The 16436-nt window shown below is 70.9% G+C and carries 13 protein-coding genes; 10 read left to right on the top strand and 3 right to left on the bottom strand.

Translation table 11 applies throughout. The annotated features are described in order from the left end of the window. Positions 1–80: 80 nt before the first annotated feature. The 5 genes from QE359_RS02160 to guaA are packed head-to-tail and all read left to right on the top strand — an operon-like array spanning position 81 to position 4888. The gene (locus QE359_RS02160) at positions 81–611 is read left to right on the top strand and encodes a cation:proton antiporter regulatory subunit (protein WP_022906983.1); all 531 of its coding nucleotides are present in this window, start codon (positions 81–83) and stop codon (positions 609–611) included. 3 nt (positions 612–614) lie between these two features. Beyond that, positions 615–2057, top strand: coding sequence for a cation:proton antiporter (locus tag QE359_RS02155; RefSeq protein WP_309777263.1), 1443 nt, complete (start codon positions 615–617; stop codon positions 2055–2057). A gap of 5 nt (positions 2058–2062) precedes the next feature. Further along, positions 2063–2842 carry an SURF1 family cytochrome oxidase biogenesis protein gene (locus QE359_RS02150; protein WP_309777261.1) on the top strand — a complete coding sequence of 260 codons (780 nt, stop codon included), beginning with the start codon at positions 2063–2065 and terminating at the stop codon, positions 2840–2842. Between the two features lie 10 nt (positions 2843–2852). Continuing rightward, positions 2853–3299, top strand: a complete 447-nt coding sequence (locus QE359_RS02145) for a DUF3817 domain-containing protein (RefSeq protein ID WP_309777260.1) — start codon at positions 2853–2855, stop codon at positions 3297–3299. Then, on the top strand, positions 3296–4888 hold the full coding sequence (gene guaA, locus QE359_RS02140) for a glutamine-hydrolyzing GMP synthase (RefSeq protein WP_309777258.1): 1593 nt from the start codon (positions 3296–3298) through the stop codon (positions 4886–4888). Before QE359_RS02145 ends, guaA begins: the two co-directional genes overlap by 4 nt. A gap of 278 nt (positions 4889–5166) precedes the next feature. On the opposite strand, the gene QE359_RS02135 is transcribed toward guaA, so the two are convergent. Then, complete coding sequence (locus tag QE359_RS02135) at positions 5167–6030, bottom strand: Bax inhibitor-1/YccA family protein (protein ID WP_070417722.1); 864 nt, start codon at positions 6028–6030, stop codon at positions 5167–5169. A gap of 209 nt (positions 6031–6239) precedes the next feature. Beyond that, positions 6240–6752 carry a hypothetical protein gene (locus tag QE359_RS02130; RefSeq protein WP_309777256.1) on the bottom strand — a complete coding sequence of 171 codons (513 nt, stop codon included), beginning with the start codon at positions 6750–6752 and terminating at the stop codon, positions 6240–6242. A gap of 59 nt (positions 6753–6811) precedes the next feature. On the opposite strand from QE359_RS02130, the gene QE359_RS02125 reads away from it, so the two are divergent. The 5 genes from QE359_RS02125 to QE359_RS02105 all read left to right on the top strand — a co-directional run bounded on the left by QE359_RS02125 (position 6812) and on the right by QE359_RS02105 (position 15624). Further along, the gene (locus tag QE359_RS02125; protein WP_309777254.1) at positions 6812–7822 is read left to right on the top strand and encodes a glycerophosphodiester phosphodiesterase family protein; all 1011 of its coding nucleotides are present in this window, start codon (positions 6812–6814) and stop codon (positions 7820–7822) included. Between the two features lie 12 nt (positions 7823–7834). Continuing rightward, complete coding sequence (locus tag QE359_RS02120; RefSeq protein WP_309777252.1) at positions 7835–10300, top strand: UvrD-helicase domain-containing protein; 2466 nt, start codon at positions 7835–7837, stop codon at positions 10298–10300. Between the two features lie 94 nt (positions 10301–10394). After that, positions 10395–11855, top strand: coding sequence for a pyridoxal-dependent decarboxylase (locus QE359_RS02115; protein ID WP_309777251.1), 1461 nt, complete (start codon positions 10395–10397; stop codon positions 11853–11855). Continuing rightward, positions 11852–13270 (top strand): SidA/IucD/PvdA family monooxygenase, encoded by a 1419-nt coding sequence (locus QE359_RS02110; protein WP_309777249.1) that lies wholly within the window; start codon positions 11852–11854, stop codon positions 13268–13270. The genes QE359_RS02115 and QE359_RS02110 overlap by 4 nt, the downstream gene beginning before the upstream one ends. Further along, complete coding sequence (locus QE359_RS02105) at positions 13267–15624, top strand: GNAT family N-acetyltransferase (RefSeq protein ID WP_309777247.1); 2358 nt, start codon at positions 13267–13269, stop codon at positions 15622–15624. The genes QE359_RS02110 and QE359_RS02105 overlap by 4 nt, the downstream gene beginning before the upstream one ends. 170 nt (positions 15625–15794) lie before the next feature. On the opposite strand, the gene QE359_RS02100 is transcribed toward QE359_RS02105, so the two are convergent. Beyond that, positions 15795–16433, bottom strand: coding sequence for a pyridoxal 5'-phosphate synthase (locus tag QE359_RS02100; protein ID WP_309777245.1), 639 nt, complete (start codon positions 16431–16433; stop codon positions 15795–15797). Positions 16434–16436 lie beyond the last annotated feature (3 nt).

Raw genomic sequence — 16436 nt, 5'->3', positions numbered from 1 at the left:
CCGTCCACCGGACTGTAGCGGAACGGAATGGACGGACCATCGCGGTGGTTATCATCGGGGTACTCGAAAAGGGAGCCATCATGGTCGACGTCCATCGCGTCAAACTCCCCGGAGTCGGCGTGCTGCACAGCTTCTACACCGACGACGGTGGCAAGTGCGGTGTCATCACGCACCGGTCGGGTCACTCAGACCTCATCTCCTTCGCCGACGTCTCGGACGGCGCCGACAAGTCGGAGAAGGTGTCGCTGCGACTCAGTGAGGACGAGGCGCACACGCTCGCCGAACTCCTCGGCGGCACGCGCATCACCGAGGGCCTCGACAAGCTCGACGAGATCCCGGGCCTCAGCATCGACTGGTTCTCGGTCGACTACGACGACGCCATCGCCGGCAAGCCCCTCGGCGACCTGCACGACTCGGGCTTCATCGGCCTGACCGTCGTGGCGGTCGTCCGTGGTGACAGCGCCAACCCGGCCCCGTCGTCCGACTTCGTCGTGTTCCCGGGCGACACCATCGTCGTCGCCGGTGCACCCGAGAAGGTCGCGAAGGCGTTCTCGTTCTACCGCAGCGGAGAGCTTGCGGCCGCTGCGGCCGAGGCCCCGCCGAGGAGCTAGCCCGTGCACCTGGGTGGTGAGCTCCTCACCATCGGCATCCTCTTCATCATCGCCTACGTCCTCGGACGACTCGGCAAGACGATCGGGTTGCCCGCGATCCCGATCTACATGGTCGTGGGGCTCATCGCGAGTCCCCACACCCCGTGGATCGGGCTGAACGTCGAGTCGCACACGATCGAGCTGATCGCGACGTTCGGGCTCATCCTGCTGCTGTTCAACCTCGGGTTGGAGTTCGACCAGGAAGAGTTCTACGGCAACGCCGGCAAGCTCCTGGTGTCCGGTGGCACGTACGTCGCCATCAACATGGGCGTCGGGTTCGCCTTCGGGTTCTCGCTCGGGTGGGGCACGCGCGAAGCCCTCATCATCGCCGGCATGACGGCGACCTCGTCGAGCGCGATCGTGACGAAGCTCCTCATCGAGCTCCGTCGCCTGGCGAACGACGAGACCCCGATGATCCTCGGCGTCACCGTGATCGAGGACGTCTTCATCGCGATCTACCTCGCGATCGTCTCGGTGGTCCTCTCCGGCGACACGAACGTGTGGGGTGTCGTCGGCAAGCTCGCGCTCGCGTTCGGGTTCCTCATCGTGATGTTCACGCTGGCCCGGTTCGCCGGCAAGTGGGTGTCCCGGATCTTCGCGACCCGTGACGACGAGCTGTTCACCGTGCTGTTCTTCGGCCTCGCGGTCATGTTCGGCGGCATCGGCGACCTGCTCGGCGTCACGGACGCGATCGGTGCGTTCGTGATCGGCCTGCTCTGCGGCGCCACGCGCTACCGCGACCGCATCGAACAGCTCGCCCTGCCGATGCGCGACGTGTTCGCGGCGTTCTTCTTCGTGAACTTCGGGCTCGGGCTCGACCTGTCGACCTTCGGCGAGGTGCTCTGGCCGGTGCTCGGTGCGATCGGCATGACCGTCGCGCTGAACGCCATCGCGGGACAGCTCGTCGCGCGCATGAACGGCTTCAATATCCAGCAGGGGATCAACACCGCCGTCATCCTGGTGAACCGCGGCGAGTTCGCGCTGATCCTCGCGACGCTCTCGGCCGCTGCCGGGCTCGAAGCCCGCATCACCGCCTTCGCGGGTCTGTACGTCCTCGTCATGGCGATCCTCGGGCCGTTGCTCGCGGTCAACTCGGACCGCATCGGTCGGCTCGTGATCCGCCCAGCTCGTCTGGCACGCCTGCGGACGCGTCTCGGTGGCCGTCGAGCGGTCGCAGCGGCTGCCGCGGCCGAGGCGGCAGAGGCCGAGTCGGACGCCGCCGCTGCCGCTCGTCGGGCAGAGCGGGACCGCCAGTTCGCCGAGGAGTTCGCCCTGGTGGAGGCCGCTGGCAGCCAAGAGCGGGAGAATGAGTCTCCGGAGACGGTGTCCGAGCCCCGGACGTCGTCGGTCGAGACCCCCACCGAGCGCCCCGAGCGCCCGGTCCGCCAGCGCGATCCGGAGTACTGATACAGATGTGGGCCGTAGCCCGACGACCGAGGTGGATCGCGCTGCTGTTGCTGGCGCTCGTGCTCGCGGCGGTGTTCGCCGGGCTGGGCAAGTGGCAGCTCGAGCGGAGCATCGCCAACGGCACCCCCCTCCCCGCGACGACCGAGAACCGGAAGAGCCTCGACGCCGTGACCGGGCCGATGCAGCCCGCGACCGAGAAGATGGCCGGGCAGAAGGTGACGGTCACGGGGACGTTCGTCGCCGGTGACACCACCGTCCTGACCGGCCGGACCGGTGGCGGGACGTACCAGACCGTCGGACACCTGGTGGACGACACGAGCGGCGCGAGCCTCCCGGTGGTGATCGGGTGGTCCGACGAGCGGTCCGCGGCCGTCGCCGGTGGTGACCGTCTGGCGGACGGCACGCGGCTCACGGTCGAGGGGCGCTACTACCCGGCCGAGTCGCCCGACCAGGACACCTACGACAAGGGCGAGTACTCGGCGGTCGCGCCGGCCCGGTTCGTGAACACGTGGAAGGCGTTCGACGACCGGATGTACCTCGGGTACGTCGTCGCCGACGGCACCACGGCGAAGGCGGCGGACCTCGGCACCATCGCCGACCGTGCGCCCTCGCGCGAGGTCCAGTTCGACTGGCTCAACCTGTTCTACGCGATCGAGTGGGTCGTGTTCGCCGGGTTCGCCGTCTTCCTCTGGTACCGGTTCGTGAAGGACGCCTGGGAGCGTGAGGAAGAAGAGCGGCGTGAGGCCGCACTCAGCGTCGACGGTGCCCTCGTCGACCGACGGTAGGATGGCCGATATGGCTCTGACCGTCCGTACCCGCGACATCCCGAAGATCCCGGGCGCGGTGAAGTGGTACCGCGTCTCGGCGTACATCACCGGCGTGCTGCTGCTCGCCCTGGTGGTCGAGATGGTCATCAAGTACACGCCGCTGCACCTCGAGATGCAGCTCGGCGGCGGTGCGTTCTTCGTGCCGGAGGGCACGGCGGGCAAGGAGTCCGGCACCTTCAACCTGTCGATCGGCATCCTCATCGCCCACGGCTGGCTGTACGTGCTCTACCTCTTCACCGACTTCCGTCTGTGGAGCATCATGCGCTGGAAGCCGATCCGCTTCCTGCTCATCGCCCTCGGGGGCATCATCCCGTTCATGTCGTTCGTGGTCGAGCACCGCATGCAGAAGATCGCCATGGACACCTACCACGAGCTGACCGCTGCCCAGCAGCGTGAGAAGGAGGCCGCTCGGTGAGCGAGACCGAACAGCGTCCCGTCCTCGTCGTCGACTTCGGTGCCCAGTACGCGCAGCTCATCGCGCGTCGGGTCCGTGAAGCGAACGTCTACAGCGAGATCGTCCCGCACTCGATCACAGCGGACGAGGTCCGTGCGAAGGACCCCGCGGCCATCGTGCTGTCCGGCGGTCCGTCGTCCGTGTACGAGACCGGTGCGCCCGCGCTCGACGGCGACATCCTCGACCTCGGCGTCCCCGTGCTCGGCATCTGCTACGGCTTCCAGGCGATGGCGACCGCGCTCGGTGGCGAGGTGGCGAACACCGGGCTGCGCGAGTACGGCGCGACCGACGTCACGCTCTCGCCCGGCACGAGCACGCTCCTCGGCGACCAGCCGGAGTCGCAGGTGACCTGGATGTCCCACGGCGACTCCGTGGCGAAGGCACCCGAGGGCTTCGAGGTCCTCGCGTCCAGCGCCTCGACCCCCGTCGCCGCGTTCGCCTCCGACGAGCGCAAGCTCTACGGCGTGCAGTGGCACCCCGAGGTCAAGCACTCGGTGTACGGCCAGGCCGTGCTCGAGAACTTCCTGCACCGTGCTGCAGGGCTCCCCGGTGACTGGAACTCCGCGAACGTGATCGAGGAGCAGGTCGAACGCATCCGCGCACAGGTCGGTTCGGCTCGGGTCATCGCCGGACTCTCCGGTGGCGTCGACTCCGCCGTCGCCGCGGCCCTGGTGCACAAGGCCGTCGGCGACCAGCTCACGTGCGTCTTCGTCGACCACGGGCTCCTCCGCGCCGACGAGCGCAAGCAGGTGGAAGAGGACTACGTCGCCTCCACCGGTGTGCGGCTCATCACGATCGACGCCGAGCAGCAGTTCCTCGACGCCCTCGCCGGCGTGAGCGACCCGGAGCAGAAGCGCAAGATCATCGGGCGCGAGTTCATCCGCACGTTCGAGGCCGCGGCCGAGGCCCTCGTGCTCGAGGCCCGCGCTGAGTCGGCCGAGGGATCGGACGCCGGCGAGGTCGAGTTCCTCGTGCAGGGCACGCTCTACCCCGACGTCGTCGAGTCCGGCGGTGGCTCGGGAACAGCGAACATCAAGTCGCACCACAACGTCGGCGGTCTCCCCGACGACATGACGTTCGAGCTCGTCGAGCCGCTCCGCACCCTGTTCAAGGACGAGGTCCGCGCGGTCGGTCGCGAGCTCGGTCTGCCCGAGGTCATCGTCGGTCGCCAGCCGTTCCCCGGTCCGGGCCTCGGCATCCGCATCGTCGGTGAGGTCACGAAGGACCGTCTCGAGCTGCTCCGCGCGGCCGACAAGATCGCCCGCGAAGAGCTCACCGCGGCCGGCCTCGACGAGGAGATCTGGCAGTGCCCGGTCGTCCTGCTCGCCGATGTCCGTTCCGTGGGCGTCCAGGGCGACGGTCGCACGTACGGCCACCCCATCGTGCTCCGTCCGGTCTCGTCCGAAGACGCGATGACCGCCGACTGGACGCGCCTGCCGTACGACACCCTCGCGAAGATCTCGAACCGCATCACGAACGAGGTGCCCGACGTGAACCGGGTCGTGCTCGACGTCACGTCGAAGCCGCCGGGGACGATCGAGTGGGAGTAGTCCTCCCGCGCTGACGGCCCGGCACGCGTCCTGCGTGCCGGGCCGTCCTGCGTCCGGAGGCCGGTCGGCGAGCTCGTGCGTGCGGCGAGCTCGTGCGTGCGGCGAGGTCGCACGATCTGCCGCTCGCAGCGAGGTTGTGCGGCACGTTGTGCGACCTCGGCGATGCACGTGCGGCATGTCGTGCGATCTCGTCGTGGGAGGCTCGTCGGCCACCCCCGACCCGGGGACGACGAAGGGCCCCGGCGTGTTCGCCGGGGCCCTTCGGGTCGTGCCGAGTACTAGTTGCGCTGGCTGCTCGCGACGATGGCGAGGATGCGCAGGATCTCGAGGTACAGCCACACGATCGTGACGATGAGCCCGAACGCCGCCGTCCACGCGTAGATCCGGGGAGCGCCACGACGGACGCCGGTCTGGATCTGGTCGAAGTCGAGGATCAGCGAGTACGCCGCCATGACCACGACGAGGATGCCGATGATCACGCCGAGCGGGATGCCGAAGATCTCGAACCCGAGGGCGCCGAACGCGGTCTGCGTCACGCCGGTCCACATGAGGACCAGGTTGATGAGCGAGAACACCAGGTACCCGACCATCGCGACGAGGAAGAAGCGCGTGGCCTTCGGCGTCGCGCGGACCTTGCCGGAGGCGAACAGCGCGAGCGTCACGGCGAAGACACCGAGCGTGCCGAACACGGCCTGCACGACGATGCCGCCGAACGCGTTCTGGTAGTAGTGCGAGATGCCACCGACGAAGAGTCCCTGGGCGAAGGAGTACGCCAGGACGAGCCCGGGCGACGGCTTCTTCTTGAACATGTTGACGAGCGCCAGCACGAAGCCGGCGACGGCGCCGATGATCCAGACGATCATCGGTGCGTTCCAGCCGGCCACGGCACCCACGACGAGCACGCCGAACGCGAGCAGCGTCTTGACGATGGTGTCCTCGTACGACATGCGGTCCGTGTCGACCGTGCTGGCAGCCGGACGGTCGTACATGTACTGCAGCTGCTCGGGGGTCATCCCGCCCTGTGCCTGCTGCGGGGTCTGTCCCCAGCCGGCCTGCTGCTGACCAGCGCCGCGCCCACCCCAGGTGTTGGGCCCCTGGTTGTTGAAGGCGGGGGACTGGTCGAAACCGGGCTTGAAGGCCATGGTGTCCTCTTCCTTGGAGATTCGAGTCCTCTCAGCCTAGGTGGGCTCGATCGCGGAAGGCTGAGGATTCGCGGCGAGCGGAAGCGGCCCCGTGGGGACCCGACGAGCGCAGCCTACGGTCGCGCGCTGCGTGCACGCCCCGAAGCGGCCCGGAGCCCGCCGACCGCTCACGGCGAGGTTCGGGGCGGACCGGCACCGCGCCTCCTGGATCAGCAGTGCGCGCGCAGCGCGATCTCGGTGCCGGTGGTCTCCGACCACAGCCGCGCGCCCTGCGTGTACACGACCCGCACCGGTCCCACCGTGCCGCCGTCGCGCGCATCGCGGCGGACGTGCACGACGAGGTCGGCGGCATCGCCCGCGGCGACCGACGCGCCGAGCGCCGGTTCCGGCTCGCCCCAGTGCGCGGGGACCGGCCACTCGTCCGTCCCGTACCGGACCGGGTCCGACGCACCGTGCGGGTACCGGACCACGAACGCGTCGACGATGCGCACGCCGTCCCCCGGTGCGGACACCGCGCTGACGACGATCGGGTCGCCCGTCGGGTGGTCGAGCATCGCGATGCCGACGGTGGCGTCCGTGCGACCCTCCATGCAGACCTCGCCCCCGCCCTCGGCGAGGTGCAGGGGTGCCGATCCGGAGGCCGGCACGACCCACGCCGCGACGCCGACCAGCACCGTCGCCGCGGCGACGCTGCTCCGCTTCCACCCCTGGGCGAGCCCCATGCCGTGAACCTACCGGCCCGGGGACGCCGCGCGCCGGATGTGGCCGTAGTGTCGCAGGCATGACCCTGGTGATCGCCCACCGCGGCGCGTCCGGTTACCGTCCCGAGCACTCGCGGAGCGCCTACGAGCTCGCGATCGAACTCGGTGCCGACGCGATCGAGCCGGACCTCGTGCCCACGAAGGACGGCGTGCTGGTGCTGCGGCACGAGAACGAGGTCTCCGGCACGACCGACGTCGCCGACCACCCCGAGTTCCGGCACCTGCGCACGACGAAGACGGTCGACGGGCAGAAGACGACGGGCTGGTTCACCGAGGACTTCACGTGGGCCGAGCTGCGGACGCTGGGGACCCGTGAGCGCCTCCCCGCCCTGCGACCGGGGTCGGCGGAGCACGACGGCGAGGAGCCGGTCCTCCGCCTCGAGGACCTGCTCGCGATCCTCGACGCGGCTCCCCGGCCGGTCGGACTCGTCGCGGAGGTCAAGCACGCCGACTTCTTCGACCGAGCGGGCTTCCCGATGGGGCAGCTCCTCGACGGGGTCCTCGCCGAGACCGGGTGGCGCGGGGACGAGCGCCTCACCATCGAGAGCTTCGAGAAGGGCGTGCTGCGGGACCTCCGGGAGCGCGGGACCGGCGGGCGGCTCGTCTACCTCCAGGAGGCGCGGGGCAGCGCGGCGGACGAGGTCGCGTCCCACGGGTCGCTGGCTCCCACGTACGCGGCCGAGCGGTCCGACGACGCGCTCACGGCGCTCGCGACGGAGTTCCACGGCATCAGCGTCGACCTGGGGACACTGATGGCCGGGGTGGACAGCGTCGCGCTCGAGGATCCGGCACCCGTGCGGAGCGCCATCGTCGACCGCGCGCACGAGGCCGGGCTCGCCGTGTACACGTGGACGCTGCGACCGGAGAACCGCTTCCTGCCGGCGCCGTTGCGTCGCGGCGGCGAGGTCGCGGCGTTCGGCGACTGGGAGCGGTGGTTCACCTCGGTCGTCCGCACCGGCGTCGACGGGGTGTTCGCCGACCACACCGACCTGGCCGTGCTCGCCCGCTCGGCTGTCGGAGGCCCGGCCTAGACTGTCCCGGACATGACGATCGTGCTCGACCCCTTCGACTCGACGCCCGGCCGTGCTGACGGTTCCGGCGCCGGTGACCGCGCCTACGACGACCCCTTCACCGCGGGTCTGAACCCCCAGCAGAAGGAAGCCGTCGAGTACCGCGGCGAGTCCCTGCTCATCGTGGCGGGCGCGGGCTCCGGCAAGACGAGCGTGCTGACCCGCCGCATCGCGCTGCTGCTCGCCAACCGAGAAGCCTGGCCGTCGCAGATCCTGGCGATCACCTTCACGAACAAGGCCGCGGCCGAGATGCGCGAGCGCGTGCGGGCGCTGGTCGGGCAGGCATCCGAGGGGATGTGGATCTCCACCTTCCACTCGGCGTGCGTGCGGATCCTCCGGCGCGAGGCCGAGCGCTTCGGGTTCGCGCAGTCGTTCACGATCTACGACTCCGCCGACTCGAAGGCCCTGCTCAAGCGGATCATCAAGGAGCTCGAGGCGGACTCGCTCGGGCTGACCGTCGGCGCTGCGGCCTCGAAGATCTCGAAGCTCAAGAACGAGCTGCAGGACATCGACTCCTACGCCCGGAACATCAACGCGAACGACCCGCAAGAGGTCATGTTCACCGAGGTCTTCCGGCGGTACACGAACGAGCTGCGCCGGGCGAACGCGTTCGACTTCGACGACCTCATCGGCCAGACGGTGTTCCTCTTCCGCGCCTTCCCCGAGGTCGCCGCGCTCTACCAGCGCCGGTTCCGGTTCATCCTCGTCGACGAGTACCAGGACACCAACCACGCGCAGTACGCCCTCATCCGCGAGCTCACGCGGCCGGTGCCGGTCGAGCAGGTGGACAAACTCGAGGACGCCGGGCAGCACGTGGCCCGCATGCGCGAGGCCGACGGGTCGATCGCCCCGGCGTCGCTGACCGTCGTCGGCGACTCCGACCAGTCCATCTACGCCTTCCGCGGGGCGGACATCCGCAACATCGTCGAGTTCGAGCGGGACTTCCCGAACTCGAAGGTCGTCCTGCTCGAGCAGAACTACCGGTCGACGCAGAACATCCTCGACGCCGCGAACGCCGTCATCGCGAACAACTTCGACCGGCAGGCGAAGAACCTGTTCACGGACGTCGGCGCCGGCGACAAGATCGTCGGGTTCACGGGCTACACCGGGCACGACGAGGCCCAGTTCGTCGCCGACGAGATCCAGCGCCTGCACGAGGACGGCATGTCCTACCGCGACATGGCCGTCTTCTACCGGACGAACTCGCAGACCCGTGCGCTCGAGGAGATCTTCATCCGTGCGGCGATCCCGTACCGGGTCCTCGGCGGCACGAAGTTCTACGAGCGCGCCGAGATCAAGGACGCCATGGCGTACCTGATCACCGTCGCCAACCCGGCCGACCCGATGGCACTCCGACGGGTCCTCAACGTCCCGAAGCGCGGCATCGGCGCGGTCACCGAGACCACCCTGCAGCGCTACGCCGACGAGCACGAGACGACGATGCGGGACGCCCTCCGGCACGCCGACGAACTCGGTTTCGGGCCGAAGGTGCGCAACGCGATCACGGCGTTCGCCGCCCTGCTCGACGACGTCTCGTCCCGCGCCGGTACCCAGCCGGTCGTGGACACCCTCACGCAGCTGCTCGACGGCTCGGGGCTGCTCGAGAACCTCCGGAAGTCGCCCGACGCGCAGGACGCCGCCCGTGCGGACAACATCGACGAGCTCGTCGCGGTGACGCGGGAGTTCCAGAAGAACAACCCCGAGGGCACGCTGTCCGACTTCCTGACCGAGGTCTCCCTCGTCGCCGCGGCGGACGAGCTCGACGACTCGTCGGGAACGGTGTCGCTCATGACCCTGCACACGGCGAAGGGGCTCGAGTACGACGCGGTGTTCCTCACCGGCGTCGAGGAAGACCTGCTGCCGCACCGGATGTCGGCGAACGAGCCGGGTGGCCCGTCCGAGGAACGCCGGCTCTTCTACGTGGGGATCACCCGCGCCAAGAAGTCCCTCTTCCTGTCGCTCGCGATGACCCGCGCGCAGTTCGGTGACGTCAACGTGGCGATGCCGTCCCGCTTCCTGCAGGAGATCCCCGAGGGGCTCATCGAGTGGAAGCAGTCTCCCGGCATGGCGAACAGCCGCGGCGGGACGGAGCCCCGGGCCCTCAACGCACGACGGGGCGGCGGGATCGGTGGCTCGGGCGCCGGCGCCGGCGGCGGGTACCGCGGCGGTGGCGGCTGGGGCGGTGGCTCGTACGACCGGGCGGCCGCAGCGCAGAAGACCCGTCCGAAGACCGAGTGGGCGAACCGCGTGTCCGGACAGGTCCGCGACAACGGCGACATGGAGCTCGTGGCCGGCGACCGCATCAAGCACGTCGATTTCGGCGAAGGGACGGTCTCGGCCGTGACCGGCATCGGCGCCAAGCGCATCGCCGAGATCGCGTTCGACTCCGCGGGCCGCAAGAAGCTCCTCATCAAGATCGCGCCGATCGAGAAGCTCTGAGGCGCTGAGTCCCTGACGCCGACGCGCCCGGCCATGTCGGGGGCGTGCTGCCGCGCGTGACAATCGCGCTGAGGTGAGGTTAGCCTTACCTAACGTGACAGCCCTCATCGAATTGTTGACCTCTGCCAACGCCGAGCGCTACCGGACCACCGTCACCACGACGGTCGACCGGCTCGCGGACCGCATCTCCGACATCGGCCGACCGACGACCGACACCGCCGCGGACGAACTCCGGGCCTGCGTCGCCGCCGTCGACCTCGACGCTGAACCCCTCGGGACGGACCGGGCGCTCGCCGAGCTCGACGACCTGTTCGTCCGCGAAGCCGTCTGGTTCCACGACCCGGCGTACCTCGCCCACCTCAACTGCCCGGTCGCGCTGCCCGCGGTCGCGGCGGAGTCGGTGCTCGCCGCCGTGAACACCTCGGTCGACACCTGGGACCAGTCGCGGATCGGGACCGACATCGAGCGGCACGTGGTGGCGTGGCTCGCCGGGCGCATCGGGTTCGCGAGCGGTGACGGGGTGTTCACCTCGGGCGGGTCCCAGTCGAACCTGCAGGCACTGCTGCTGGCGCGAGAGGCAGCGACAGCAGCGGCAGCAGCGACGGCTTCGGCTGCCCCGACGCTCACCGTCTTCGCCACCGCCGAGTCCCACTTCAGCGTCCGCAAGTCCGCCCGGCTCCTCGGCCTCCCCGACGACGCCGTCGTCGACGTCCCCACCGACCAGGCCGGCCGGATGCGTCCCGCGGCCCTCGCCGAGGCGATCGCCGCGGCCCGCGCGGCCGGCCGCACCCCGATGGCCGTCGTCGCCACGGCGGGCACCACCGACCGCGGCGTGATCGACCCGCTCGAGCCGATCGCCGACGTGTGCGACCTCGAGGACGTCTGGCTCCACGTCGACGCCGCGTACGGCTGCGGCCTGCTCGTGTCCCCGACCCGTCGGCACCTGCTCGACGGGATCGAGCGTGCGCGGAGCGTGACCGCCGACCTGCACAAGTCGTTCTTCCAGCCGGTGTCGTCGAGCGCCCTGGTCGTCCGCGACCCCGCCGACCTCCGCCGCACGGCCTGGTACGCGGACTACCTCAACCCCGAGGACGCCGCCGAGCCGAACCAGGTCGACAAGTCCCTGCAGACCACCAGGCGGTTCGACGCGCTGAAGCTCTGGGCGACCCTCCGAGCGTCCGGCGCCGAGGCCGTCGGGCGGGCGTTCGACGCGGTGATCGACCTCGCGGCGGCGACGCACGCGATCGTCGACGAGCACCCGGACCTCGTGCTCGTCGCGCCGACGCAGCTCAGCACCGTGCTGTTCCGGTGGCAGCCCGCCGGCGTGACCGACGCGGACGCCGACGCACTGGTGGCCCCGATCCGGGCGGCCCTCCTCGCCGAGGGGCGGGTGCTCATCGCGAAGACCGTGATCGACGGGCGCCCCTGCAACAAGCTGACGCTGCTCAACCCGGAGACGACCCCGACGCAGATGCGCGCCTCGCTCGACCACGTCGCGGCGACGGCAGCGCGCGTCCGCGCGACCACCTCCGCCCCGGAAGGAGCGACGCGATGACCACCGCCGACGACCTCCGGACCGCCGACCGGACCGCCGACGAGACCGCCGACCGCCCCGTCCACGACCTGATCGGCATCGGCATCGGGCCGTTCAACCTCGGCCTCGCCTGCCTCACCGACCCGCTCGACGACCTCGACGCGGTGTTCCTCGACGCCGCCGACGGCTTCGCCTGGCACCACGGCATGATGCTCGACGACGCCACGATCCAGGTGCCGTTCATGGCGGACCTCGTGACGATGGCGGACCCGACCTCGCCGTTCTCGTTCCTGGCGTGGCTCAAGGAGACCGGCCGGCTCTACCCGTTCTACATCCGCGAGGACTTCCACCCCCTCCGCAGCGAGTACGACGCGTACTGCCGGTGGGCCGCCGACCGGCTCGACACCCTCCGCTGGGGTCGCCGGGTCACGGCCGTCGAGCACGACGTGACGACCGACCTGTTCACGGTGCACGCCGAGACCGATCAGGGTCCCGAGACGTACCGCGCACGCCACGTCGTCGTCGGCATCGGCACGGAGCCGTCCGTCCCCGCACCCCTGCGGGGCATCGAGGGGCCGGCGATCCACTCCGCCGAGTTCCTGCCGAACCGTGACGCCCTTCGCCGTGCCGGGTCGATCGCGGTGATCGGCAGCGGCCAGTCCGCCGCCGAGGTCTACCGCGAGCTGCTCGAGGACGTCCGGCAGGACGGCTACCGCCTCGACTGGATCACCCGCTCGCCGCGGTTCTTCCCGATGGAGGACACCAAGCTCACGCTCGAGATGACGAGCCCGGAGTACACGGACCACTTCCACGCCCTGCCCGAGGACGTCCGCGACCACCTCGGTCGCGAGCAGCGCGGGCTGTACAAGGGCATCAGCGCGGACCTCGTCGACGCGCTGTACGACCAGCTGTACCGGCTCAGCGCGCCGGGACCGGTCCCGACGACGCTCCGCACCGAGACGAGCGTGGTCGACGCCGTCTGGCTGGCGGACCGGGGGACGTACCGGCTGACCCTCCGGCACGAGCAGCTCGGCGAGACGTACGAGCACGAGGTCGAGCGGCTGGTCCTGGCGACCGGGTACCGACCGCGGTCCGCGGCGTTCCTCGCACCGGTCGAGCACCTCGTCGCCCGCGACTCCCGGGGGCGCCTGGCGGTCGCACGCGACCACCACGTCGACCGACTCGGCGGCCGCATCTGGGTGCAGAACGCCGAGGAGCACACGCACGGTCTCACCGCACCCGACCTCGGCATGGGGGCGTGGCGGAACGCGTCGATCATCCGCTCCGTCACGGGTCGGCCCGTCTACGGCCTGGAGGCGCGGATCGCCTTCCAGGAGTTCGGCCTGCCCGCCTCGGCCCGCTCCACGGCACGTGGCAGCACCGCGGACGGCGCGCCGCCCCGGCACGCGACCGAGCGCGCGGAGGTCTCCGCATGACCGTCGACGCGACCACCCTGCCGGACGTGACCCAGGTCGGCGGCGCCGAGGCGCGCCTCCTGGCCGTCGAACCCGTGGACCCGGATCGTGACGCCGCCCTCGTGCATTCGTGGCTCGCGCACCCCGCGTCGTCGTGGTGGGGCATGGGACACCTCGACGTCGACGCGGTGCGGACGTACCTCGCGGACGTGCAGGCGGATCCCGCGCAGGCCGCGTGGCTCGGCCGTCGTGACGGCGTCCCGGTGTTCCTCGCGGAGACGTACGACCCGGCACGGGTCCTGCTCACCGACGTGTTCGCCGCCGAACCCGGCGACGTCGGCATGCACCTGCTCGTCGCGCCGCCGCCCGCCGACGGACGGGTGCACGGACTGACGAGTGCCGTCATGCGCACCGTCGTCGAGCACTGCCGCGAGGTCCTCGGAGCACGCCGCGTCGTCGTCGAGCCCGACGTCCGGAACACCGCCGTGCACGCGAAGAACGCCGAGGTCGGGTTCCGCGTGCTGCGCGAGGTCGACGTCGACGGCAAGCGCGCCCTGTTGTCCGTGCTCGACACCGACCGGATCGGGCTGCCCGAGGGCGACGGGCCCGCGGCGCACCTCCGGCCGGAGCACCTCGAACCGGCCCAGCGGCACCTCGTGGCGAAGGCGATCGCCGAGTTCACGCACGAGCGCCTCGTGGAACCGCAGTCGGACGGCGACGGCTGGCGGCTCGACGCGGGGGAGTCGACCTACCGGTTCCGCGCCCGCCGGCACGTGCTCGAGCACTGGTCGATCGACGAGGCGTCGCTGACCCGCACCCGCGCCGGTGTGGCGGCCCCGCTCAGCGCGCAGGACCTCGTCCTCGAGCTGCGCGACGTGCTCGGGATCCCCGACGCGCTGCTCGGCACGTACCTCGAGGAGATCGCCTCCACCCTCGCCAGCGCCGCCGCGAAGCACCGTCGCGGTGGGCCGTCCGCCGCGCAGCTCGCACGGGGGCGCACGGAGGGGACCGACCGCGTCGTCGCGTCGTTCCAGGACGTCGAGTCGGCGATGACCGAGGGGCACCCGGCGTTCGTGGCGGCGAACGGGCGGATCGGGTTCGGGCTGGACGAGTACCGCGCCTACGCTCCCGAGGCCGGCGGTCGGTTCCGCTACCGCTGGCTCGCCGCACGCCGGGCCTGCACGCACCTCGCGCTCGCCGCGGACCGCACCGAGCGCGACCACTGGGCGGCCGAGCTCGACCCGGAGACCACCGCCGGGTTCCGGGCCGTGCTCGTGTCCCGGGGACTCGACCCCGACGACTACGTCTGGATCCCCGTGCACCCGTGGCAGTGGCAGCACCGGATCGCCGTGACGTTCGCGCCGGACCTCGGGCGGCAGGACCTGGTCGACCTCGGCGAGGGGCCGGACGAGTACCAGCCGCAGCAGTCGATCCGGACGGCGTTCGACCGCTCCCACCCGGAGCGCTCGTACGTCAAGACGGCGCTCGCCGTGCAGAACATGGGGTTCCTGCGGGGGATGTCGCCCGCGTACATGCGGAACACCCCGGCGGTGAACGACTGGGTCGCGGCGCTCGTGTCCGCGGACGAGACGCTGGCCGGCGCCGGGTTCTCGGTGCTCCGGGAGCACGCGGCGATCGGGTACACCGGGGACGCCTACCACCGGGTCGACGTGTCCTCACCGCAGCGGAAGATGCTCGCGGCGCTGTGGCGGGAGAGCCCGCTGCCGCGGGTGACGGACGGCGAGCGACTGCTGACGATGGCCGCCTTGCTGCACCGGGACGCCTCGGGTGACGCCGTCGTGTCGGCGCTGATCGAGGCATCGGGGCTGCCGGCCGACGAGTGGGTGCGGCGCTGGCTCGACGCGTACCTGCTGCCCGTGGTGCACTGCCTGACCGTGCACGACCTGGTGTTCATGCCGCACGGCGAGAACCTCGTGCTCGTCGTCCGTGACGGGGTCGTGGTGCGCACGGTGATGAAGGACATCGGAGAAGAGGTCGCGGTGCTCGGGCGGCACGCCGACCGCCCGGTGCCCGCCGACATCGAGCGCATCGTGCACCCGGTGGACGACGACGAAGCGGCGCTCGCCGTGTTCACCGACGTGTTCGACGGGGTGCTGCGCTTCGTCGCGGCGATCCTCGACGACGACGGGGTCCTGCCGGAGTCGCGGTTCTGGCAGGTGGTGGGGGAGTGCGTCGACGCGCACGCCGCGTCCCACCCGGAGCGCCGGCGGCCGCTGGACCTGCGGGTGCCGGCGTTCGAGCACTCGTGCCTCAACCGGCTGCAGCTGCGGAACACGCTGTCGATGGTGGACCTGGCGGACCAGTCGTCGTCGCTCATCCGGGCGGGGGCGATGCCGAACCCGATCGCGCGGTAGCGCGGGCGCGGCGCGGCGCGGCGCGGCCGCGCCCCGCCCCGCGCGGCACCGCGGCGGCTGGGTCGGTTCGCGTTCGCACAACCAAAGTGCGCTCGAGCCACGGGATTGCGTGGTTCGAGCGCGCTTTGGTTGTGCGGCAGGCCAGGCGGCCGCCCGCCGCCCGCGCCGCGCTACGGCTGCAGCCGCGCCGCCGACCACGCACCGTCGGCGAGCACGTACTGCAACCGCCGGTGCATCCGGTCGCGGCTGCCGTGCCAGAACTCGACGCGGTCCGGCTCGAGTCGCCACGCCACCCAGCCCTCCGGGCGGGGCACGTCGTCCTCGGACTCGTCGAGCAGCGCGTTCGCGTCGTCGATGAGGTCCTGCAGCGTCCGGGGCTCGAGCACCGAGGACTGGTCGGCGATCGCGGTGGCAGCGCGGGACTTCGGCGACCGGTCGGCGAACAGCGCGTCGGACTCGGTGTCGGAGAGCTGCACGGCCCGGCCCTCGAACCGCAGCTGCTGCATGGTCTCCCGCCAGTACACCTGGAGCGCGGCGAACGGGTTGTCGTCGAGCTGCCGGCCCGTCGGGCTGAGCGTCGAGGTCCCGAACACGAGCCCGCGGTCGTCGAGCCGCTTCACGTCCACGGTCCGCGCCGAGACCCGGCCGTCGGACCCCGCGGTGGCGAGCGTCATCGACATCGGCTCGGACACATCGCCGTCCCGCGCCTCGTCGAACCAGGTGCGGGCGACGTCGAACGGTGATGCTGGCGGGTCGGTGTACTCCGGGAACGCGAACGAGGTGTCACCGGACAGCGGAGCGGAGGGCATGCC

The sequence above is a fragment of the Curtobacterium sp. SORGH_AS_0776 genome (genome assembly GCF_031453355.1).
GTDB lineage: Bacteria > Actinomycetota > Actinomycetes > Actinomycetales > Microbacteriaceae > Curtobacterium.
The sequence above is the reverse complement of the archived record's forward strand: the minus strand, read 5'-3'. Positions and strand labels throughout refer to the sequence as shown.